Origin of the sequence: Streptomyces sp. BPTC-684 (genome assembly GCF_030028635.1) — a bacterium.
GTDB classification, from domain to species: domain Bacteria; phylum Actinomycetota; class Actinomycetes; order Streptomycetales; family Streptomycetaceae; genus Streptomyces; species Streptomyces noboritoensis.
This window is the reverse complement of sequence record NZ_CP124863.1, coordinates 1,103,475-1,122,402: the sequence shown is the minus strand read 5'-3', so window position 1 is coordinate 1,122,402 and position 18,928 is coordinate 1,103,475. Positions and strand designations below refer to the sequence as shown.

Here is an 18,928-nt window from a genome sequence, read left to right as displayed (position 1 = left end):
GCCCCAATCCGCAGAAGAGGTCAGCAGTGCGCTGATGGAAAGCCCCCGTACACGTGCGGTCGCACTCCCCCCGTATGCCAGGGAACTCCGCATCCGCCATCGCGTCCAGAGGGAGGGCGATTCACGTTCGGGGCCGCCGGGCCCGTACCATTCGCGCCATGGCAAAGGCACCCGTTCTCACGCCCCAGGCGGAAGACTTCCCCCGCTGGTACCAGGATCTGATCAACAAGGCCGAGCTCGCGGACAACGGTCCGGTGCGCGGCACCATGGTGATCCGACCGTACGGCTACGGCCTGTGGGAGCGGATGCAACAGGAGATGGACGCGCGCATCAAGGACGCGGGCGCCCAGAACGCGTACTTCCCGCTGTTCATCCCGCAGTCCTACCTGACCCGCGAGGCCGAGCACGTCGAGGGCTTCGCGCCCGAGCTCGCGGTGGTCACGCACGGCGGCGGCAAGGAGCTCGAAGAGCCCGTCGTGGTGCGCCCCACCTCCGAGACGATCATCAACGACTACTTCTCGAAGTGGGTGCAGAGCTACCGCGACCTGCCCCTGCTCATCAACCAGTGGGCCAACGTGGTCCGTTGGGAGATGCGGCCGCGCGTGTTCCTCCGTACGAGTGAGTTCCTCTGGCAGGAGGGCCACACCGCGCACGCCAGCTACGAGGACGCGCGCGACTACGCGGCGCGCATCCACAAGGACGTCTACGCGGACTTCATGATCAACGTCCTGGGCATCGACGTGGTCCTGGGCCGCAAGACGCCCAAGGAGCGGTTCGCCGGCGCCATCAACACCCTCACGCTCGAAGGCATGATGGGCGACGGCAAGGCCCTCCAGCTGGGCACCAGCCACGAGCTGGGCACCAACTTCGCCAAGGCCTTCAACACCCAGTACCTGTCCAAGGACGGCAAGCAGGAGCTCGTCTGGCAGACCTCGTGGGGCGTCTCCACCCGCATGGTCGGCGGTCTGATCATGTCGCACGGCGACGACAACGGCCTGCGGGTGCCGCCGCGCCTCGCGCACGTCCAGGTCGTCGTCATGGCGATCAAGGGTGACGAGGCCGTCGCCAAGGTCCGCGAGCTCGGCGACCGCCTCAAGGCGCTGGGCATCCGCGTCCAGGTCGACGACCGGGTGGACACCCCCTTCGGCCGCCGCGCGGTGGACTGGGAGCTCAAGGGCGTTCCGGTACGCGTCGAGATCGGCCCGCGCGACCTGGAGGCCGGTACCGCGATGCTCGCCCGCCGCATCCCCGGCGGCAAGGAGCCCGTCTCCATCGACGCGCTCGGCGAACTGCTGCCCAAGGTCCTCGAAGAGGACCAGGCGCAGCTGCTGCGCGAGTCCCGCGAGCGCCGCGAGTCCCGCACCAGCGAGGTCACCACCCTGGAGGAGGCCGCCGAGGCCGCCACCGCCGGCGGCTGGGCGCGCATCCCGTGGGCCACCCTCGGCGCCGAGGGCGAGGCCAAGCTCGCCGAGCAGGCCGTGTCCGTACGGTGTCTGGTCGCCGAGGACGGGTCGGTCCCCGAGGCCGACGACGCCCCCGGTACCGTCGCCATCGTCGCCCGCTCCTACTGAGCGGCCCGCGGCCTGTTCCGGTCGGCCGAAAACGCCCCTTGCGCACCGGCTGATTCCTGGAACCCCGGCGCGTGGACATCATCTACGCGCCGGGGCGTACGCGCCGCTACGTACTACCTTGGTGTGAGCTGTGAGGCTTCTCCGCAGATCAGCGCACCCGCCCTCGTCCGGACGCATCAACGGCAACTGACGGGTACGTGCAAATTATTTGGGATGCCCCGGAATAGGAACACCGGGGCACTCCGGCTCGTTGTCACGACGTGAGCACGACACCACCTGTTCTCGCCGCAGAGCTGGCGCAGGCGTGGGCCGACATTCAGCGGTACCACCCCGAGCTGCCTGACCTTGCCGCGCCCGAGTCCCTGATCGGAGAGTCGTCGTCCGCCTGCGGCGCCGAGCTCTCCTTCGAGCGACTGCTCCACGAGGCAGTCCACGGCATTGCCGCCGCCCGGGGTGTCCGCGACACATCCCGGGCCGGGCGGTACCACAACCGCAGATTCCTGGCCATCGCCGAGGAGCTCGGCCTCGACCATCCCGAGGAGCCGCACCCCAGCAGCGGCTTCTCGCTGGTCGCGCTGAACCCCGAGGCGAGGCGCCGCTACCGGCCGACGATCGAGCGGCTGCAGCGGGCCCTCAAGGCACACACCGTGGCCACCGCCGCCGACACCAAGCGCTCCTTCAGAGGCCCGGCGGCACGGCACGGCTCCTCCGGCGGCGGCGTCCGCGTCAAGGCCGTCTGCGACTGCGGCCGCAACGTGCGCGTCGTCCCGTCCGTCCTCGCCCAGGCGCCCATCGTCTGCGGCGGCTGCGGCAAGCCGTTCCGCATCCCCGAGGTCGTGGCCGCCGCGAGCTGATCCCGGGCCGGTCGCCGGACGGGGGCGGCGCGGGCCGGGAGGCGGACACAACACGCAGGTGCGCCGCCCGGGGGTGCCCCACGGACCCCCGGCGTGCCCGGCGCCGGCATGTGGCACAATGGCTAGCTGTACTCGACAGCCGCACAGGAACCCTCTCGCCTCCGGCTGACGCGTCCATCGGGCACCCCGAGTACCGCAACCCCACGTGGCATCCCGTTGTGCCCAACCACGTCAAGACCAGGAGACACCACTCCAGTGGCAGTCAAGATCAAGCTCAAGCGCCTCGGCAAGATTCGCCAGCCGCACTACCGCATCGTCGTCGCCGACGCCCGCACCCGCCGTGACGGTCGCGCGATCGAAGAGATCGGTATCTACCACCCGACGTACAACCCGTCGCGCATCGAGGTCAACGCCGAGCGTGCGCAGTACTGGCTGTCGGTCGGCGCCCAGCCCACCGAGGCTGTGCTCGCCATCCTGAAGCTGACCGGTGACTGGCAGGCGCACAAGGGCCTCCCGGCCCCCGCGCCGCTGCTGCAGCCGGAGACGAAGGAGAGCAAGCGCCGCTCCTTCGACGAGTTCGCCAAGGCTCTCGAGGGCGACGACACCAAGGGTGAGGCCATCACCCCCAAGGCCAAGAAGGCTGACAAGAAGGCGGACGAGGCTGCGGCCGACGCCGCCGAGTCGACCGAGGCCTGAGCATGCTCGAGGAGGCTCTTGAGCACCTCGTGAAGGGCATCGTCGACAACCCCGACGACGTGCAGGTGGCCTCGCGCACCCTGCGCCGGGGGCGTGTGCTGGAGGTCCGGGTCCACCCCGACGACCTCGGCAAGGTGATCGGCCGCAACGGCCGCACCGCCCGCGCCCTGCGTACCGTCGTGGGCGCCATCGGTGGCCGTGGGATCCGCGTCGACCTCGTCGACGTGGACCAGGTCCACTGACAAAGTTGGTCGTTTTACAAGATGCACCGGCTCGGGCCGGGGAGGGCCATGGTGCCCACCCCGGCCCGCAGTCGTCTGTGAAGCCATAGGCACCGACAGGAAAGTTGAACGACGTGCAGCTGGTAGTCGCGCGGATCGGCCGCGCCCACGGCATCAAGGGCGAGGTCACCGTCGAGGTGCGCACCGACGAGCCGGAGCTGCGGCTCGCCCCCGGCGCCGTACTGGCCACCGACCCGGCCTCCACCGGGCCGCTCACCATCGAGACCGGCCGCGTCCACAGCGGCCGTCTGCTGCTGCGCTTCGAGGGCGTACGCGACCGGACCGCCGCCGAGGCCCTGCGCAACACCCTGCTCATCGCCGACGTGGACCCGGACGAGCGCCCCGAAGAGGACGACGAGTACTACGACCACCAGCTCATCGACCTCGACGTGGTCCTCACCGACGGCACCGAGGTCGGCCGGATCACCGAGATCTCGCACCTGCCGTCCCAGGACCTCTTCATCGTGGAGCGCCCCGACGGCACCGAGGTCATGGTCCCGTTCGTCGAGGAGATCGTCACCGAGATCGACCTGGACGAGCAGCGGGCGGTCATCGACCCGCCGCCCGGCCTGATCGACGACCGTGCCGAGATCGCCTCCGCGCGCGACGACGAGAGCGGTGCCGACGAGACCGACGGGAACGACGACTGATGCGCCTCGACGTCGTCACGATCTTCCCCGAGTACCTGGAGCCCCTGAACGTCTCCCTCGTCGGCAAGGCGCGCGCGCGTGGGCAGCTCGACGTCCATGTACACGACCTGCGGGAGTGGACCTACGACCGGCACAACACGGTCGACGACACCCCCTACGGCGGCGGCCCCGGCATGGTCATGAAGACCGAGCCCTGGGGCGCCTGCCTCGACGACGCGCTGGCCGACGGGTACGAGGCGGGGGCGCACGGCCCCGTCATGGTCGTGCCCACGCCCAGCGGACGGCCCTTCACCCAGGAACTCGCCGTCGAGCTCTCCGCCAAGCCGTGGCTGATCTTCACGCCCGCGCGCTACGAGGGCATCGACCGCCGCGTCATGGACGAGTACGCCACACGGATACCGGTGTACGAGGTGTCCATCGGCGACTACGTCCTCGCGGGCGGGGAGGCCGCCGTCCTGGTGATCACCGAGGCCGTGGCCCGGCTGCTGCCCGGCGTCCTCGGCAACGCCGAGTCCCACCGCGACGACTCCTTCGCCCCCGGCGCCATGGCCAACCTCCTCGAAGGGCCGGTGTACACCAAGCCCCCCGAGTGGCGCGGCCGCGGCATCCCGGACGTCCTGCTCAGCGGGCACCACGGCAAGATCGCCCGCTGGCGCCGCGACGAGGCGTTCCGCCGCACCGCCCTGAACCGGCCCGATCTCATCGAGCGCTGCGACCCCGCGGCCTTCGACAAGAAGGACCGCGAGGTGCTGTCCATCCTCGGCTGGGCGCCGGAGCCCGGCGGCCGATTTTGGCGCAGGCCCCAGGACGTGGAAGAATAAGCCGCTGCTGTACGCCCGGCCCACGCCCCTGCCACAGGGGGAAGGGCAAAGCGTTCCCCGCGCACACGGGAGTCGCCCCACGGCGGTCCGGCGCGAACGGCAACCTGAACCCCATCACGACATTCCGCTGATGACCTGTGGCATCGGCGAGGAAGCAGAAGAACATGGCCAGCCTGCTCGACTCCGTCAACGCCGCGGCGCTCCGCACCGACGTCCCGGCCTTCCGCCCGGGTGACACCGTCAACGTCCACGTCCGCGTGATCGAGGGCAACCGCTCCCGTATCCAGCAGTTCAAGGGCGTTGTCATCCGCCGCCAGGGCGCCGGCGTCTCCGAGACCTTCACGGTCCGCAAGGTCTCCTTCTCCGTCGGCGTCGAGCGCACCTTCCCGGTGAACTCCCCGATCTTCGAGAAGATCGAGCTCGTCACCCGCGGTGACGTCCGCCGCGCGAAGCTGTACTACCTGCGCGAGCTCCGCGGCAAGGCCGCGAAGATCAAGGAGAAGCGCGACAACTGAGCTCCGGCTCGGCGGTGAGCTGCGGCCCACCACACTCGCGTACGGGTCCACAGGCCGGGCGGATAGGCTCTGCCCCCGATGGACACCGAAGCACAGCACACGGAGCGCGACCTCCCCTCCACCCCTCAGCCGGGGCCGGAGCGGGGGTCGCGCTCCGCGCGTTTTCCCGCCCTCGCCGCCCGCCTGGAAGGGCCCTGGCGCAAGGCCGCGGCCCTGTTCGCGGTGTGCCTGCTCTTCCTGCTGCTGCTCAGCCACTTCGTCCTGCAGCCCTTCCTGATCCCCAGCGGCTCCATGGAACCCACCCTGAAGGTGGGCGACCGGGTCCTGGTCAACAAGCTGGCGTACCGTTTCGGCAGCCATCCGGCCCGCGGTGACGTCGTCGTCTTCGACGGCCGGGGCTCGTTCACGGACGAGGCGCCCGAGGGGAACCCGGTGGGCAGGGCCCTTCGTTCAGCCGTTGCGGCCCTGGGGCTCACGGAGCCCGCCGGGAACGTCTACGTGAAACGGGTCGTCGGCGTCGGCGGCGACCGGATCGTGTGCTGCGACAAGGGCGGGAGGGTCCAGGTGAACGGGACACCGGTGACCGAGGAGTACGTGCACCCGGGCGACGCCCCCTCCCGGATGCCGTTCGACATCGTGGTGCCCGACGGCACCCTGTTCGTCCTGGGCGACCACCGCTCGCGCTCCAGCGACTCCCGCGACCACCTCGGCTCCCCGGGCGGCGGCATGGTGCCCGTGGACCACGTGGTGGGCCGCGTCGACTGGATCGGCTGGCCGTTCGGCCGCTGGTCGGGGGTCGGCGGCTCCGGCGCCTTCGCGCGCGTGCCCGCCGCGGGCGGCGCCCATGGGTAACCGCGGGCGCCCGCGCTCGGCGCCCCGCCCCGCCGACGAACCACTGCCCACCGGCACCCGGCCGACCTCGCGTGCGGCGGCGCGGGGAGCGGGAGCGAGAACGAGAGGGGCCGAGGGGCGCGCCACGCGGCCCGATGCCTTCGCGACCGCCGAGGCGCCCACGGCCGATCCGACAGGGCCCGATCTTTCAACACCCGATCCTTCCGCGCCCGATCTTTCCGCACCCCCCGGACCCGCCACGGAGGCGGCGGCCGCCCCCGAGCGCCCGCCCGGCCGCCGGGCCCAGCAGGGCCGGGCCGACCGGCGCAGGCTCGCCCGGAAGGTGAAGCGGCGCAGGCGCAGGTCCGCGGTGAAGGAGATACCCCTGCTCGTCGGGGTGGCGGTGCTCATCGCCCTCGTACTGAAGACGTTCCTCGTCCAGGCCTTCGTGATCCCGTCCGGCTCGATGCAGCAGACGATCACCATCGGCGACCGGGTGCTCGTCGACAAGCTCACGCCCTGGTTCGGCTCCAAGCCGCAGCGCGGCGACGTGGTGGTCTTCAAGGACCCCGGCGGCTGGCTCAAGGACGAGAAGAAGACCACCGGCGGTAGCGACCCGGTGGTCGTCAAACAGGTCAAGCAGGCCCTCACCTTCATCGGGCTGCTGCCCTCCGACAACGAGCAGGACCTCATCAAGCGGGTCATCGCGGTCGGCGGCGACACCGTGAAGTGCTGCGACGCCGACGGCAAGGTCACCGTCAACGGCGTCCCCCTGGACGAGCCCTATGTGCACCCCGGCAACCCGCCCTCGGAGATCAAGTTCGAGGTGAAGGTGCCCGAGGGGCGGCTCTTCATGATGGGCGACCACCGCTCGAATTCGGCCGATTCCCGCTTCCACCTCAACGAGGCGTACCACGGGACCGTCTCCGAGGACGGCGTCATCGGGCGGGCCGTCGTCATCGGCTGGCCCCTCGACCGCTGGAAGTGGCTGGAGGAGCCCGGGACATTCGGCTCGGTGCCGGACGCGCCCGGCAGGTCGGACACCGCGCTCGGTGCGTCGCATAGGGTGTCCTCCCGGGATCCGGCTGCGGATCCCGGCAGATCACGTGAAGTAGCAGTAAATAAATCGATATCGGATGACCCGAAATCGAACGAGACGATCCGGCTCCCGAGCCCTGCGGAACTCCCGCTCGTTATGGGAGTGGTGGGTCTGCGCCTGGCACGGCGCGGGCGGTGGCACGGACTGAGGAGTGGATGTGGGGGATTTGGCGGTCGGCGCACGATCCGGACACGACGAGCCCGAGGAGCGGCCGGACGGGCCCGCCGACTCGCCCGCACAGGCTCAGGCCGACAGCGGCGGTGGCGGCACCGCCGACGGCGGCTCGGGGGGTGACGGCGAACCGGGCGGCTCGGGCAGCAGCCCCAAGAAGCAGCGCTCCTTCTGGAAGGAGCTGCCGCTGCTCATCGGCATCGCGCTGATCCTCGCGCTGCTGATCAAGACGTTCCTGGTGCAGGCGTTCTCGATCCCCTCGGACTCGATGCAGGACACCCTCCAGCGCGGCGACCGCGTCCTGGTGGACAAGCTGACGCCGTGGTTCGGCTCCACGCCCGAGCGCGGCGAGGTCGTCGTCTTCCACGACCCGGGCGGCTGGCTGGAGGACCAGAAGCCGGCCGAGCCGAACGCGGTGCAGAAGTTCCTCAGCTTCATCGGCCTGATGCCGTCCGCCGAGGAGAAGGACCTGATCAAGAGGGTCATCGCGACCGGCGGCGACACCGTGGAGTGCAAGAAGGGCGGCCCGGTCAAGGTCAACGGCCACGCCCTGAACGAGCCGTACATCTTCCCCGGCGACAGCGCCTGCGACGACATGCCGTTCGGCCCGATCAAGGTCCCCAAGGGCCGGATCTGGGTGATGGGCGACCACCGCCAGAACTCGCTGGACTCCCGCTACCACCAGGAGCTGCCGGGTGGCGGCACCGTCTCCAACGACGAAGTCGTGGGCCGCGCGTTCGTGATCGCCTGGCCGCTCAACCGCATCGACTGGCTCGGCATCCCGGGCACCTTCGACCAGAAGGGCATCAACGGCATGGGCTCGGCGGCCCCGGTGGCCGCGGGGCTCGCGGGCGCGGTGCCGATCGTGCTGTGGCGGCGCCGCCGGCTCACCCGGCCGAGTGACGCGATCGAGAGCACCGACCTCACCCGGGAGGGCTGACCGTGCGGGATACCGCCGGGTAGGGTGCCGTCCCAGATCGTCGATCTCCGGGACCCGCGCGGAACGCGGGTGACCGGGGGAGGAGCACTGGGATGAGCGGAACAGGACGTACGGACGACGGCCGCGGCCGCGGTCTCGGCAATCTGCTGTCGGGGCTGGCCGTGGCCGTCGGTTGTGTGCTCTTCCTCGGCGGGTTCGCCTGGGGCGCCGTCGAGTACAAGCCGTACACGGTGCCGACCCAGTCCATGGACCCGACGGTCAAGGCGGGCGACCGGGTCCTCGCCCAGCGCATCGACGGCGCCGACGTCAAGCGCGGCGACGTGGTGATCTTCAAGGACAAGGTCTGGGGCGACGTCCCCATGGTCAAGCGGGTCGTCGGCATAGGCGGCGACACCGTCGAGTGCTGCGACCAGGGCGGCAAGCTGACCGTCAACGGCCAGGCGATCGACGAACCGTATCTGCACAACACGGCCGCCTCCACGACCAAGTTCAGCGCCACCGTCCCCAAGGACCAGCTCTTCCTCCTCGGTGACGAGCGCGACGTCTCGCTGGACTCCCGGGTGCACCTGGAGGACGCGGCCAACGGCTCCGTGCCGCGCTCGGCCGTCAGCGCGCGCGTGGACGCCGTGGCGTGGCCGCTGGACGGCATGCTGAAGCGCCCGACGGGCTTCAAGACACTGCCGGGCGGCATCTCGCAGCCGGGGCCGCTGATGCTGGTGGTGGGGGCGGTGGTCGCCGGGGCCGTGCTGATCGTGGTGGGCGCGGCTTATGGGCCGCTGGCGCGGCGCCTGGGGCGGCGGCGCGGGGCGGGGCGGGAGGTGCCGGTTGGGGGGCAGTGAGGCGGGTGGGCCTCGACCTGGGCTTGGTGAGGCTGGCATGACCGGAGAGGCTGGTGGGTTTGGCCCTGGGGCCGGTGAGGCTGGCAGGACCAGTGCGTCCGACGGGTCCGGTGGGGCGCTCGGCGACGAGGGGTCCGGGTTTCGCAAGGTCGCCCGGGTCGTGCTGCTCGATCCGCAGGACCGCATTCTGCTGATGCACGGATACGAACCGGACAATCCCGACGACAGCTGGTGGTTCACCCCGGGCGGCGGCCTGGAGGGCGACGAGACCCGGGCCGAGGCGGCCCTGCGCGAGCTCGCCGAGGAGACGGGAATCACGGACGTCCAGCTGGGGCCGGTGCTGTGGCGCCGGATGTGCTCGTTCCCCTTCGACGGCCGCCGCTGGGACCAGGACGAGTGGTACTTCCTGGCCCGTACCACCCAGACCGAAGCCGTGCCGACCGACCTCACCGAGCTGGAACGACGCAGTACCACGGGGCTGAGGTGGTGGACCTCCGCCGAACTGTCGGCGGCCCGTGAGACGGTGTACCCGACCAGACTCGCCGAGCTGCTGCGCACGCTGCTCGACGAGGGTCCTCCGCGTGCGCCGGTGGTCCTGGCTCCGGAAATCGTCTAGAGGCCCGGGGGGCTGACGCACAATAGGGGGACGCACGGCTGAAGGGGAACATGCCATGAGCGCCGAGGACCTCGAAAAGTACGAGACCGAGATGGAGCTGAAGCTCTACCGGGAGTACCGCGACGTCGTCGGTCTGTTCAAATACGTGATCGAGACCGAGCGGCGTTTCTACCTCACCAACGACTACGAGATGCAGGTGCACTCGGTCCAGGGTGAGGTGTTCTTCGAGGTGTCGATGGCGGACGCCTGGGTCTGGGACATGTACAGGCCGGCCCGCTTCGTCAAGCAGGTCCGCGTCCTCACGTTCAAGGACGTGAATATCGAGGAGCTCAACAAGAGCGATCTGGAGCTTCCGGGGGGCTGATCCGCCGCGTCCACGGCGTCGGCATCGGTGTCCGCCGCGTCCACCGATTTCGCCGCGTCCACGTGCGCACGTCCACCGTGTGGGTGACCGGGTTATCCACAATGGCCCGGCTGTCCACCAAGATCCACTCGGTGGCGCTGGATGCGTGACAGTCGGTGCCGGAGGTGGTGCCGAAATGAACGCACGAGGAGCACTCGGGCAGTACGGCGAAGACGTGGCGGCCAGACTGCTGGCCGACGCCGGAATGACAGTGGTCGCCCGCAACTGGCGCAGCGGCAGGACCGGAGAGATCGACATCGTCGCCCGCGACGGCGACGTGCTGGTGGTCTGCGAGGTCAAGACCCGCAGAGCGGGCCCGTTCGAACACCCCATGGCGGCCGTCACCCCCGCCAAGGCCGAGCGGCTCAGACACCTCGCCGAGCGCTGGCTCGCCGACCACGGAGGACCGCCGGGCGGCGGCGTCCGCATCGACCTCGTCGGCGTCGTCCTGCCCCGGCGCGGCGCACCCCGCGCCGAGCACGTGCGGGGGGTGGCGTAGATGGGATTCGCCCGCACCTGCTCCGTGGCGCTCGTCGGCGTCGAGGGCGTCGTCGTGGAAGTCCAGGCCGACCTGGAACCGGGCGTCGCCGCCTTCACCCTCGTCGGCCTGCCCGACAAGAGCCTCAGCGAAAGCCGCGACCGCGTCAGAGCCGCCGTCGTCAATTCCGGCGGCGACTGGCCCCAGAAGAAACTCACCGTCGGCCTCAGCCCCGCCTCCGTCCCCAAGGGCGGCAGCGGCTTCGACCTCGCCGTGGCCTGCGCGGTCCTCGGCGCCGCCGAGCGCATCGACCCCAGAGAGCTCGCCGACCTGGTGATGATCGGCGAACTCGGACTCGACGGCCGGGTGCGCCCCGTGCGCGGCATCCTGCCCGCCGTCCTCGCCGCCGCCGAGGCCGGATACGAACAGGTCGTCGTCCCCGAACAAACCGCCGCCGAAGCCTCCCTGGTCCCCGGCATCTCCGTCCTCGGCGTACGGAGCCTGCGCCAGCTCATCGCCGTCCTCACCGACGAACCCGTGCCCGAGGAGGAACCCGACCAAGAAGGCAGACCCGACGCCATGCTCGCCGGACTGGTCGTCCCCGGCGCCGGAGTCGGCACCGGCCTCTCCATCGACGCCGACACCAGCCCGCCCGACCTCGCCGACGTCGCCGGGCAGCGCACCGCCCGCACCGCCCTCGAAGTCGCCGCGGCCGGCGGCCACCACCTGATGCTGTACGGACCGCCCGGCGCAGGCAAAACCATGCTGGCCGAACGGCTCCCCGGCATCCTGCCGCCGCTCACCCGCCAGGAATCCCTCGAAGTCACCGCGATCCACTCGGTCGCCGGAATCCTGCCCCCGGGCAAACCCCTCGTCCACAAAGCCCCCTACTGCGCACCCCACCACTCGGCGACCATGCAGTCCCTCGTCGGCGGAGGCAACGGCCTGCCACGTCCAGGAGCTGTCTCACTCGCCCATCGAGGAGTCCTCTTCTTGGACAGGACGTGCAAAACAAGTGGGCTCCTTGCCTGCGGCGCTGTGCGCCCGTCTAAGAGCACAGCGCCACGCATCGGCCCCGGCACTCCTCACGGGAGTGCCGGGGCCGATGCAGAGCGAGCAGGGTCCTTAGATGGGCAACGCCCAGCTTGGGCCGTCTGGGGTGCCGAGCCAGACCCGTTGTGCGTCCGGCGTGATTGTGAGGCCGAACTCGGACGGGTGGGGGCTACCGGCCCGCTGCCAAGTCTCGACCGCGTCCTCGACGGCGTCCCAGAGTCGTACTGGGCCGCGCTGCTCGACTGTCCAGCCGTCGCTGTCCTGAGCGCGGCGGGTACGCGCCTGCGAGCCGGTGGCGACGTCGAGGAGGATCTGTTCTGTGCCTAGGCCGAGCCGTTCGGCGGAAGGGACGGCGAGTTGGGCGACGAATCGGCCGGCCCAATCATCGAGGATGGCCGGGTCAATCCGGCTCGGCCGTCGTTCGCCGGGTAGAAGCTCGAATGGGCCATGTGGGGGCCGGTCGTGAGCGCGCGCGATCATGAACGAGGTGTAGCCGGGCAGGAAGCGGCCGGAGGCTCCGCCGTTGTCGTCGACCGTGAGGCGTACGAGACCGTGACCGAAAGACCAGCCCGCGAGCGTGACGAGCAGCGTTCCGCCGGGCCTGATCTGGCGAAGCAGGCCATAGGGGATGTGTCGCATGGCACAGGTAGCGATCACCCGGTCGTAGGGGGCGCCGCCCGGGTGGCCGCGTAGGCCGTCGCCGGTGATCAGGGTCGGGGTGTGGCCTGTGTCGGCGAGGGCTTTGCGGGCGCGGTCGGCGGCGTGGGGGTCGACTTCAATGGAGGTGACGTTGTGTTCGCCGAGGCCGTGGCAGAGGAGTGCGGTGGAGTAGCCGGTGCCGGTGCCGATTTCGAGGACGCGATCGGCGGGGGCGGCTCCGGAGCGTTCGATCATTTGCGCGACTAGGCCGGGCAGGGTCGAGGACGACGTAGGGGCGCCGGTGAGGGGGCCGGGTGCGTCCTCGGCGAGGATGCCGTCGATCTGGGTGACCCAGGTGGTGTCCTCGTAGGCGAGGGCGAGCCAGTCCTCGGGGGCGATGGAGTCGCGGCGGACCGGGGTCCATGTGGTGGGGCCGGGCGGCTCGCTCGGCTTGTAGAGGGCTTGGCCGAGGAAGTTCTCGCGCGGGGTGGCTTCGACGGCACCGCGCCATAGCGGGTCGGTAACCCAGTCTTCGGCGGCGAGGGCGTCGGCCAGGCCGTGCCGCAAGGTGGCGGCGAGGTCCGTCATGCGGGGGCGCCTTTCTGGAGGGTGTCAGCTAGTGCGCGGGTGATGGTCTGGCATGTGGGGTTGTCCACGAATGCCCATTGCCCGTTGGGGTTGCATTCGAGGAACCACCATGTCCCGGTCTTGGCGAGGGTGAAGTCGAAAGCGCCGAAGACCAGACCGAATGCCTTCAGGTACGCCCGGACCGCCGTGCGGATGGAGTCGGGAATGGTGATGGGGGTGTAGGCGAGGTGGGTTTGGTCTTCGCGCCAGTCGAGGTGTCCGCCGTCGATGCGTGTCGCGATCATGTCGTTGCCCACGACGGCGAGGCGGATGTCGGCGATCTTCGGTATGCACGACTGGAAGAGGTGCGGGCAGGTGGAGACGCTGTCGTCGATCTCGTCCGGTTCCACGGTGCGGACCCAGACGGTTCGGCCTTTGCCTTCCTCGCCGACGATGTGCACGGTCCGTACAGGCTTGTAGATGGCCGGTCCGTGCTTGGCGATGAACCGGCGTGCGTCGTCCGGAACGGTCGTGATCAGCGTTTCGGGAACAGGCAGGTTCAGACGGGCCGCTACGGCAAGCTGGAGGGGCTTGTGGTCGGCGTCGCGGTTGCGCCATGGGTGATTGACGTAGTGGGCGCCGGGCAGGGCGGCGAGGATTCCGCTGTATCCCGCGCGTGCCTGGGCGTTGGTGAACTGATCCTCTGGAGTCTCGGCGGCGCCGGTGCCGCCGTAGGGCGTCGGGCGGCGCCAGTAGACGGAACGGACCGAGGCGAGGTCGAGTAGGCGTGATGGGGTGGCGATTCGTCCGGAGAGGCCGGCGCGGTTGAGTCGGGCGCTTAGGCGGGCGTTGTCGGGGAAGTCGGTGCCGGGGTCGAGCCGCACGACCGGAACACCCCGGTCGTGCAGCTCGGCGAGCACCAGGTCTGCGGTGACATCTCCGAGGGAGGTCACGGCGAGGACTGGTGACTCCGTCACGTCAGTCGCTCTCCGTGTCTTCGATGACGTCGGAGTCGGACGGGGCGGGAGGCTGTGAGCCCCCGCCGTCGCTTCCGGTCGATGTCGATTGGGCGGTCGCGTTGTTTGTTCCGTGTTTGCCCATCTCGACCGGTGCTCCTGCGGTGTCGTAATACAGGCTGGTCTGTGTCTCCGGGTCGAGTTCGGTGCGACTGTAGGGAAGGGCGACGCTGTTCGGGTAGAGCGCTAAGCGCGTGAACCCCCAGGCAGTCAGGGCACCTTGCTGTGGCGGCGCTTGACTGCTGGGGGCATTGGGCTCGACCTCGGCTGTGGTGGTAGGTGCTTCGGTGGTCGGCGCTGGCATGGAACCTCTTTCTGCTCTGTTGATGGGCATCGGGGCCGATGCGTTTGGACAACGGGCAGGAGAGCTTCGGTCCGGTCAAGGCGTGTGACCGCCGCGCGGACCGTCGCACCAATTGTGGTCAGTCAGCTGAAGGAACAGGGCAGGACGGATGCACCACTGGGCTGTCTGGCCGGAATGGAGTGACAGAGTGAAGGTGACGGCTTCACCCCGGGCTAGTGCCCCAAGTGCTGGCACGTACCCGGTGTTGGCCCAGGTGATCGCTCGATGTGACTCGCGCGCGGTCAGTGCCAGAACGTGCCCGGCGCGTAGGTCACACCGGAGCGTGCGCACGGCTCGCCATGCCGTATGCAGCATGGACAGCCGGGACGCGTGAGGTACGGCGGTGTGGGCACTGGGGTAAAGCAGCGTCTCGTACCAGAACCCCCCGCCGACAGCTACGTCAGCGAAAAACGGATTCGACGGCGTGATCGCGCTCGTCTGGAACATCGCCGCACCCATGCGGTGCCCTCCTGCGTCGGGGTTGCTCCCCTCCCGGGGAATGCCAGGGAGGGGAGCAACCGCGTGCGAACCCTCCCCAACAGGCGTGATGGCATGGAGAGTTGCAGCGGCCGAGGTTGTCCACCAAGGGATTCAACGAGGGCCGGTGTTGCTCTGCGACCGTAGCGCTAGCTACAGATCCGTATCAACCGTTTGACGTCTAACGAGTGAGACGGCATATGACAACGAGTGAGACGACAAGCGGAAGCCCCCCGCCGTTGGCGGGGGGCTGACAGGAGTCGGGGTTACTTGGTTAGGTAGTCGAACTCGCCAGCCTGGGCGCCCAGTAGGAAGGCGCGGAGCTTCGCCCGGCTGGTCCGTACGATCACGTCACTCTGGTCGCTCTCGCGAAGCAGGATCTCGCCGTCGACCTCGGCGAGCTCCAGGCAGTTGCCCTCCGAGTCCGTCGAGAACGAGGACTTTCGCCACTGAATTTCCACTGTCTCCACGCCTTCATGCTTGTTGTGCGATGCCGTGAATGAAGTCTCGCGACTGGGCCGGGTTCATTGATCGCTCCTGTGTGCGATCGAGTACGGCTCGGTAGTTGGCGAGAAGGGTTTCGGCGTCCAAGAACGCCGGGCCTGTTGGGGTGTCCATCTGCACCGTATCGAGCTGCGGCACCGGGCCATAGATGTAGAGGGTCGATGACCCTGCGTTCGGGAACCCGCCAGCCCGGAACGGGATCACCCGCACGGTGATGTTGTCGCGCTCGGACTCCTTGAGCACGTGTTTGAGCTGGGTGCGAGCAATCTTCGCGCTGCCGTACTGCATCCGCAGTGCCGCCTCATGGATGAGGAAGGTGCAGGGCAGGGGCTCGGGGCGGTCCAGTACATCGCGCCGCTTGAGTCGATGCGACAGGCGAGTGCGCAGATCAATCGGATTCAGTGGCGGTACGGCTTCCTCGAACACGGCACGGGCATACTCTTCGGTCTGGAGCTGTCCGGGGACGTGCATGATGGTGACGCCTCGGAGCCCCGTGGCGTTGGCTTCCAGCTCGGAGAGATCAAGCGCGCCGCTCGACAGCTTGCCGCGATAGTCCTCCCACCAGCCTTTGCGGCGGTCCTCCGCCATGGCGGCCAGAGCGTCGATGTATGCGGCATCGGGGCACTGGTAGAGGGCAGCCCAGGTGCGAACGCGATCACTGCTCACTCCGAAGCGCCCCGACTCGCTGTTGCTGATGGTGGTGCGGTCGGTTCCGAGCAATGCCGCAGCGTCGCCGAGTGGCAGGCCGGCGTGTTCGCGCATCTTGCGAAGTTCTGTGCCCAGACGTCGTTGCCACGCAGTTGGAGCCTTCCTAGGCGGCATCTGCCTCCCCTTCTGTCGGCCCCCAGTGTGGCCCCGTACCCCCAGGGTGGTCCACCTGTTCCTCAGTTGAGGCGTATGGGTACAACTTGTGAGACGGACGCGCTACCGTCGTTCAAGCATCGCGCCACAAGAGTCTCGGGCCGAAGTGCAGTCGCTGGCATGCCAGTTGGAGCGGCATGTGTGGAGCGGCCAGAGCCACGGACGAGGAGCAGCGTGCGCTCAACTGCGTTGGGAGACGATGAAATGACCGCAGCCTTAGTACCTCCCCCACCACCTGTGCCCACTGCGACGAGAACGCACCGCCTGAGTACCGCCAGCCGACTTACGGCTGTGGGTGAGCTGCGAGAGCTGGTCGCGGCGCTGCTGCGCACGGCCGGGCACCGTCAACTCTCGGAGTCGGCACGAGTATGCACGAGTGAGCTCGTCACCAATGTGTGCAGGCACACCCCGGCGAAACTCGTGCACGTCGAGGTGACGCTCGCCGACAACTGGATCTCGGTGTACGTCTACGACGACCGCCCCCGTGAACTGCCTGTCCCGCCCGAGCGAGTCCCCGGTATCCGGGAAGGCGGGCTGGGGCTGGGGCTGGTGGATGCTCTTGCGGACCAGTGGGGCGTGTGCCTCTACGGCGGCATGGTGCCGCACTCGAAAGCGGTGTGGTTCAAGATGGTCGAGGGCGGACGGGGGATGTCGTGATCCACCCGAAGGTTGTGCACGTCGCCCGCTTCGACCCGGAGGAGAATCCCGGCTCGGTATGGCTGGCCTTCGACGCGGCGGCGATGGTCGAGCTCACCCCCGAGCAGGCCCGCGCCCTCACCTATGAACTCGGCGCACAGATCGGCCTTTCCGTCTCGGCCCACACGGCGGTGACCGAGTGAGTGCGGTCATGGAACGGATGTTCTGGGGCGTGATGGTCCTCGCGGTCTGCGTCGCGATGCTGGCGCTGCTCGCGATCTACTGGTCGATGCCTCCCGCGCACAGGGCGTACGTCGCCCTGCCGACAGACCGGGATGGCTACTCGTACACCTGCTATTGCTGGCGCGACCCGGTGCGCGTGATCCTCTGCACCGGCTCCGGCAAGCACCGGCGCCGACACGCTCGGCTTGATCAGCCTCCCCAAGACTTCCGCAGCCGCCGTGACCCGTCTTCCAGTGCGGGGGCGGACTGCGGATCGGAGGGGGACATAGCTCCCGCGCCGGTGGCCGGGTAGGTCCCCGGCGCGGTGACCCCCTCGGGTCCCTCGACGGCTGCGGGGTTGCCGTCGAGGGACCTCCTCGCGCTCCCCCACGACGAAAAGCGCCCCCCGTCACCGGCCAATGCCGGTGACGGGGGGCGCGGGGGCCTGTTAGGGGCGGGCGAGCTGCCATAGGGACAGGGCGAGGCCGATTACGCCGACGGCGGCGGCCAGCGAAGGCAGGGGCCACCGGCCCCGTTCGAGCGCATCAACGCGGTTGTCGAGGTCGGCGAGGGCGCGGTCGGTCTGGTCGCCGCGCTGCACGAGCAGGGCGAGGGCGCCGTCGACGCGGGCGAATCCCTCGGCCATTGTCCCGCGCAGCTTCTCCAGCTCGACGGCGACAGGATCGGGCGGGGGCGGCTGGGTCACGCGCCCTCGCCGTGGTCGTCGGCCAGGCCGAGGCCGACGCGGTCGAGCAGGGCCTCGACGGCGGGCAGGGCCATCACGCGGGCGAGGCCACCGGCGACGGCGAGGGCGCCCGCGACCCAGGGCAGGGACGCGGGGACGCCGGACGCGTCGACGATGGCCGGCAGGGCGACGGCGAGGGCGACGGCGGTCTGAAGAATGGTGCGGATGGTGCGCTTTGCAGCATCGGTCATGGGGTTTTCCTTCGGTCGGGGGAGGTCTGGGGGCCGCTCCCGGGGTGAGGGGGATCGGGGTGGGCTAGACGTTGGGGACGTGGAGGGCTTCCCACGAGGTCGGGCCGGGCCATCCATCCGCGTCCGAGCCGCGGTAGCCGAGCTTGTGCTGCCACTTCGCGTAGCTGGCGCGGTCCGCGTCGGTCCACTGCGGGCCGGGGCCCTCGCTGTAGGCCGAGCACCCCTCGGCGACCAGGCGCGCGCCCATGGCGGTGATGATCGGCGAGCGTGGCAGACGCTGGAAAAATGCGGCGCCCGGGAAGGGCTCGTACTTCGGTGTGGGGGTGCCGGTGCCGCCGGGGCGCGGGGCGCCGCGCTGGACCCATGCGTACAGGGCCGGGCCGGGGCAGTCGGTTGCGTAGCCGTCGCGGTGGCCGAGGATCTCCGAGCCTGCGCCGCCGCTCGTACGCAGCCACTCGATCGCGTCGCGCAGCCCGCCCAGCTGGGCGTCGGTGGGCTGGGTCAGACCGGAGCTGCCGACCATGGCGCACACCGCGTAGTGCGCGGCGTTCAGGGGCTGGTTTCCGTTGGCGGCGGTCTTCTTGTGGGCGCCGCGGCCCTCGTAGACGTAGCCGTGGGGGCAGACCATCGCCGTGTAGGCGATGTCGCTGTAGTCCTCTTCGGGGTTGGCGAGGTGGCTTGCCTGGATGGCACGGACGCGTCCGGCGCACGCGGTGTGGTTCTCCGGGCGGGCGAGGGACGATGGAACTGGCGTGCCTTCGTAATGGATCTTCACGCCTCGGGTGCTGGCGATGTAGACGAGTGAGTACCGCGAGGGGCGGGCGCCCCACTGGGTGCGGGAAACGAACTGCATGTAGACCTTCCTGACATGACGAACCCCGGACCCGTGGGGGCCCGGGGCGTGGTGGT

The 18,928-nt window shown here is 69.6% G+C and carries 25 protein-coding genes and 1 pseudogene; 18 read left to right on the top strand and 8 right to left on the bottom strand.

Translation table 11 applies throughout. The annotated features are described in order from the left end of the window. Positions 1 to 158 precede the first annotated feature (158 nt). The 15 genes and pseudogenes from proS to QIY60_RS04890 all read left to right on the top strand — a co-directional run. On the top strand, positions 159 to 1,571 hold the full coding sequence (gene proS, locus QIY60_RS04960) for a proline--tRNA ligase (RefSeq protein ID WP_283141327.1): 1,413 nt from the start codon (positions 159 to 161) through the stop codon (positions 1,569 to 1,571). Between the two features lie 260 nt (positions 1,572 to 1,831). Beyond that, positions 1,832 to 2,425 carry a hypothetical protein gene (locus QIY60_RS04955; RefSeq protein ID WP_101390352.1) on the top strand — a complete coding sequence of 198 codons (594 nt, stop codon included), beginning with the start codon at positions 1,832 to 1,834 and terminating at the stop codon, positions 2,423 to 2,425. A gap of 255 nt (positions 2,426 to 2,680) precedes the next feature. Continuing rightward, entirely contained in the window at positions 2,681 to 3,121 is a 441-nt protein-coding gene (gene rpsP / locus QIY60_RS04950) for a 30S ribosomal protein S16 (protein ID WP_283141326.1), read from the top strand. Between the two features lie 2 nt (positions 3,122 to 3,123). Beyond that, entirely contained in the window at positions 3,124 to 3,363 is a 240-nt protein-coding gene (locus tag QIY60_RS04945; protein WP_033266910.1) for an RNA-binding protein, read from the top strand. 113 nt (positions 3,364 to 3,476) lie between these two features. Then, entirely contained in the window at positions 3,477 to 4,052 is a 576-nt protein-coding gene (gene rimM / locus QIY60_RS04940) for a ribosome maturation factor RimM (RefSeq protein WP_283141325.1), read from the top strand. Next, on the top strand, positions 4,052 to 4,873 hold the full coding sequence (trmD, locus tag QIY60_RS04935) for a tRNA (guanosine(37)-N1)-methyltransferase TrmD (protein WP_283141324.1): 822 nt from the start codon (positions 4,052 to 4,054) through the stop codon (positions 4,871 to 4,873). Before rimM ends, trmD begins: the two co-directional genes overlap by 1 nt. A 164-nt stretch (positions 4,874 to 5,037) precedes the next feature. Continuing rightward, entirely contained in the window at positions 5,038 to 5,388 is a 351-nt protein-coding gene (rplS, locus tag QIY60_RS04930) for a 50S ribosomal protein L19 (protein ID WP_101390355.1), read from the top strand. A 78-nt stretch (positions 5,389 to 5,466) separates the two neighbouring features. Continuing rightward, complete coding sequence (lepB, locus tag QIY60_RS04925) at positions 5,467 to 6,240, top strand: signal peptidase I (protein ID WP_283141323.1); 774 nt, start codon at positions 5,467 to 5,469, stop codon at positions 6,238 to 6,240. Further along, positions 6,233 to 7,612, top strand: a complete 1,380-nt coding sequence (gene lepB / locus QIY60_RS04920; protein WP_283141322.1) for a signal peptidase I — start codon at positions 6,233 to 6,235, stop codon at positions 7,610 to 7,612. Before lepB (QIY60_RS04925) ends, lepB (QIY60_RS04920) begins: the two co-directional genes overlap by 8 nt. 58 nt (positions 7,613 to 7,670) lie before the next feature. After that, entirely contained in the window at positions 7,671 to 8,429 is a 759-nt protein-coding gene (gene lepB, locus QIY60_RS04915) for a signal peptidase I (RefSeq protein ID WP_283145820.1), read from the top strand. 92 nt (positions 8,430 to 8,521) lie between these two features. Beyond that, positions 8,522 to 9,268: a signal peptidase I gene (gene lepB / locus QIY60_RS04910; RefSeq protein ID WP_283141321.1), complete on the top strand. Its 747-nt coding sequence runs from the start codon at positions 8,522 to 8,524 to the stop codon at positions 9,266 to 9,268. Positions 9,269 to 9,305: 37 nt separating this feature from the next. Continuing rightward, positions 9,306 to 9,884: an NUDIX hydrolase gene (locus QIY60_RS04905; protein WP_283141320.1), complete on the top strand. Its 579-nt coding sequence runs from the start codon at positions 9,306 to 9,308 to the stop codon at positions 9,882 to 9,884. 55 nt (positions 9,885 to 9,939) lie between these two features. Next, on the top strand, positions 9,940 to 10,248 hold the full coding sequence (locus tag QIY60_RS04900) for a DUF2469 domain-containing protein (protein ID WP_003965949.1): 309 nt from the start codon (positions 9,940 to 9,942) through the stop codon (positions 10,246 to 10,248). A gap of 145 nt (positions 10,249 to 10,393) precedes the next feature. Beyond that, positions 10,394 to 10,786: a YraN family protein gene (locus QIY60_RS04895; RefSeq protein ID WP_283141319.1), complete on the top strand. Its 393-nt coding sequence runs from the start codon at positions 10,394 to 10,396 to the stop codon at positions 10,784 to 10,786. Beyond that, positions 10,787 to 11,764 (top strand): annotated as a pseudogene (locus QIY60_RS04890) (ATP-binding protein); the annotation flags it as partial. A gap of 126 nt (positions 11,765 to 11,890) precedes the next feature. On the opposite strand, the gene tgmC reads toward QIY60_RS04890, so the two are convergent. From tgmC to QIY60_RS04865, 5 genes are all read right to left on the bottom strand, one after another. After that, complete coding sequence (gene tgmC, locus QIY60_RS04885) at positions 11,891 to 13,045, bottom strand: ATP-grasp peptide maturase system methyltransferase (RefSeq protein ID WP_283141318.1); 1,155 nt, start codon at positions 13,043 to 13,045, stop codon at positions 11,891 to 11,893. Next, the gene (gene tgmB / locus QIY60_RS04880) at positions 13,042 to 13,977 is read right to left on the bottom strand and encodes an ATP-grasp ribosomal peptide maturase (RefSeq protein ID WP_283141317.1); all 936 of its coding nucleotides are present in this window, start codon (positions 13,975 to 13,977) and stop codon (positions 13,042 to 13,044) included. Before tgmB ends, tgmC begins: the two co-directional genes overlap by 4 nt. 25 nt (positions 13,978 to 14,002) lie before the next feature. Continuing rightward, complete coding sequence (tgmA, locus tag QIY60_RS04875) at positions 14,003 to 14,344, bottom strand: putative ATP-grasp-modified RiPP (RefSeq protein ID WP_283141316.1); 342 nt, start codon at positions 14,342 to 14,344, stop codon at positions 14,003 to 14,005. 782 nt (positions 14,345 to 15,126) lie between these two features. Continuing rightward, a complete protein-coding gene (locus tag QIY60_RS04870) occupies positions 15,127 to 15,321 on the bottom strand; it encodes a DUF397 domain-containing protein (protein ID WP_283145819.1) in 195 nt (64 codons plus the stop codon). Between the two features lie 13 nt (positions 15,322 to 15,334). After that, positions 15,335 to 16,186 (bottom strand): Scr1 family TA system antitoxin-like transcriptional regulator, encoded by an 852-nt coding sequence (locus QIY60_RS04865; RefSeq protein ID WP_283141315.1) that lies wholly within the window; start codon positions 16,184 to 16,186, stop codon positions 15,335 to 15,337. Between the two features lie 75 nt (positions 16,187 to 16,261). On the opposite strand from QIY60_RS04865, the gene QIY60_RS04860 reads away from it, so the two are divergent. Genes QIY60_RS04860 through QIY60_RS04850 form a run of 3 tightly spaced genes read left to right on the top strand, consistent with a single transcriptional unit; the run spans position 16,262 to position 17,396 of the window. Beyond that, complete coding sequence (locus tag QIY60_RS04860) at positions 16,262 to 16,882, top strand: ATP-binding protein (RefSeq protein WP_349253900.1); 621 nt, start codon at positions 16,262 to 16,264, stop codon at positions 16,880 to 16,882. Continuing rightward, positions 16,879 to 17,064 carry a hypothetical protein gene (locus tag QIY60_RS04855; RefSeq protein WP_283141313.1) on the top strand — a complete coding sequence of 62 codons (186 nt, stop codon included), beginning with the start codon at positions 16,879 to 16,881 and terminating at the stop codon, positions 17,062 to 17,064. Before QIY60_RS04860 ends, QIY60_RS04855 begins: the two co-directional genes overlap by 4 nt. 8 nt (positions 17,065 to 17,072) lie before the next feature. Next, the gene (locus tag QIY60_RS04850; RefSeq protein ID WP_283141312.1) at positions 17,073 to 17,396 is read left to right on the top strand and encodes a hypothetical protein; all 324 of its coding nucleotides are present in this window, start codon (positions 17,073 to 17,075) and stop codon (positions 17,394 to 17,396) included. Between the two features lie 135 nt (positions 17,397 to 17,531). Here QIY60_RS04850 and QIY60_RS04845 read toward each other — a convergent pair whose 3' ends face one another. From QIY60_RS04845 to QIY60_RS04835, 3 genes are all read right to left on the bottom strand, one after another. Next, positions 17,532 to 17,789, bottom strand: coding sequence for a hypothetical protein (locus tag QIY60_RS04845; RefSeq protein WP_283141311.1), 258 nt, complete (start codon positions 17,787 to 17,789; stop codon positions 17,532 to 17,534). Further along, positions 17,786 to 18,019, bottom strand: coding sequence for a hypothetical protein (locus tag QIY60_RS04840; protein ID WP_283141310.1), 234 nt, complete (start codon positions 18,017 to 18,019; stop codon positions 17,786 to 17,788). Before QIY60_RS04840 ends, QIY60_RS04845 begins: the two co-directional genes overlap by 4 nt. A 64-nt stretch (positions 18,020 to 18,083) precedes the next feature. Beyond that, positions 18,084 to 18,872, bottom strand: a complete 789-nt coding sequence (locus QIY60_RS04835) for a peptidoglycan-binding protein (RefSeq protein ID WP_283141309.1) — start codon at positions 18,870 to 18,872, stop codon at positions 18,084 to 18,086. Positions 18,873 to 18,928: the final 56 nt, after the last annotated feature.

Coding starts and splice junctions, on each gene's coding strand:
- proS (WP_283141327.1), top strand. CDS start 159: ATGGCAAAGGCACCCGTTCTCACGCCCCAGGCGGAAGACTTCCCCCGC.
- QIY60_RS04945 (WP_033266910.1), top strand. CDS start 3,124: ATGCTCGAGGAGGCTCTTGAGCACCTCGTGAAGGGCATCGTCGACAAC.
- trmD (WP_283141324.1), top strand. CDS start 4,052: ATGCGCCTCGACGTCGTCACGATCTTCCCCGAGTACCTGGAGCCCCTG.
- rplS (WP_101390355.1), top strand. CDS start 5,038: ATGGCCAGCCTGCTCGACTCCGTCAACGCCGCGGCGCTCCGCACCGAC.
- lepB (WP_283141323.1), top strand. CDS start 5,467: ATGGACACCGAAGCACAGCACACGGAGCGCGACCTCCCCTCCACCCCT.
- lepB (WP_283141322.1), top strand. CDS start 6,233: ATGGGTAACCGCGGGCGCCCGCGCTCGGCGCCCCGCCCCGCCGACGAA.
- lepB (WP_283141321.1), top strand. CDS start 8,522: ATGAGCGGAACAGGACGTACGGACGACGGCCGCGGCCGCGGTCTCGGC.
- QIY60_RS04905 (WP_283141320.1), top strand. CDS start 9,306: ATGACCGGAGAGGCTGGTGGGTTTGGCCCTGGGGCCGGTGAGGCTGGC.
- QIY60_RS04900 (WP_003965949.1), top strand. CDS start 9,940: ATGAGCGCCGAGGACCTCGAAAAGTACGAGACCGAGATGGAGCTGAAG.
- tgmC (WP_283141318.1), bottom strand. CDS start 13,045: ATGACGGACCTCGCCGCCACCTTGCGGCACGGCCTGGCCGACGCCCTC.
- tgmA (WP_283141316.1), bottom strand. CDS start 14,344: ATGCCAGCGCCGACCACCGAAGCACCTACCACCACAGCCGAGGTCGAG.
- QIY60_RS04865 (WP_283141315.1), bottom strand. CDS start 16,186: ATGCCGCCTAGGAAGGCTCCAACTGCGTGGCAACGACGTCTGGGCACA.
- QIY60_RS04860 (WP_349253900.1), top strand. CDS start 16,262: ATGGGTACAACTTGTGAGACGGACGCGCTACCGTCGTTCAAGCATCGC.
- QIY60_RS04850 (WP_283141312.1), top strand. CDS start 17,073: ATGGAACGGATGTTCTGGGGCGTGATGGTCCTCGCGGTCTGCGTCGCG.
- QIY60_RS04840 (WP_283141310.1), bottom strand. CDS start 18,019: ATGACCGATGCTGCAAAGCGCACCATCCGCACCATTCTTCAGACCGCC.
- QIY60_RS04835 (WP_283141309.1), bottom strand. CDS start 18,872: ATGCAGTTCGTTTCCCGCACCCAGTGGGGCGCCCGCCCCTCGCGGTAC.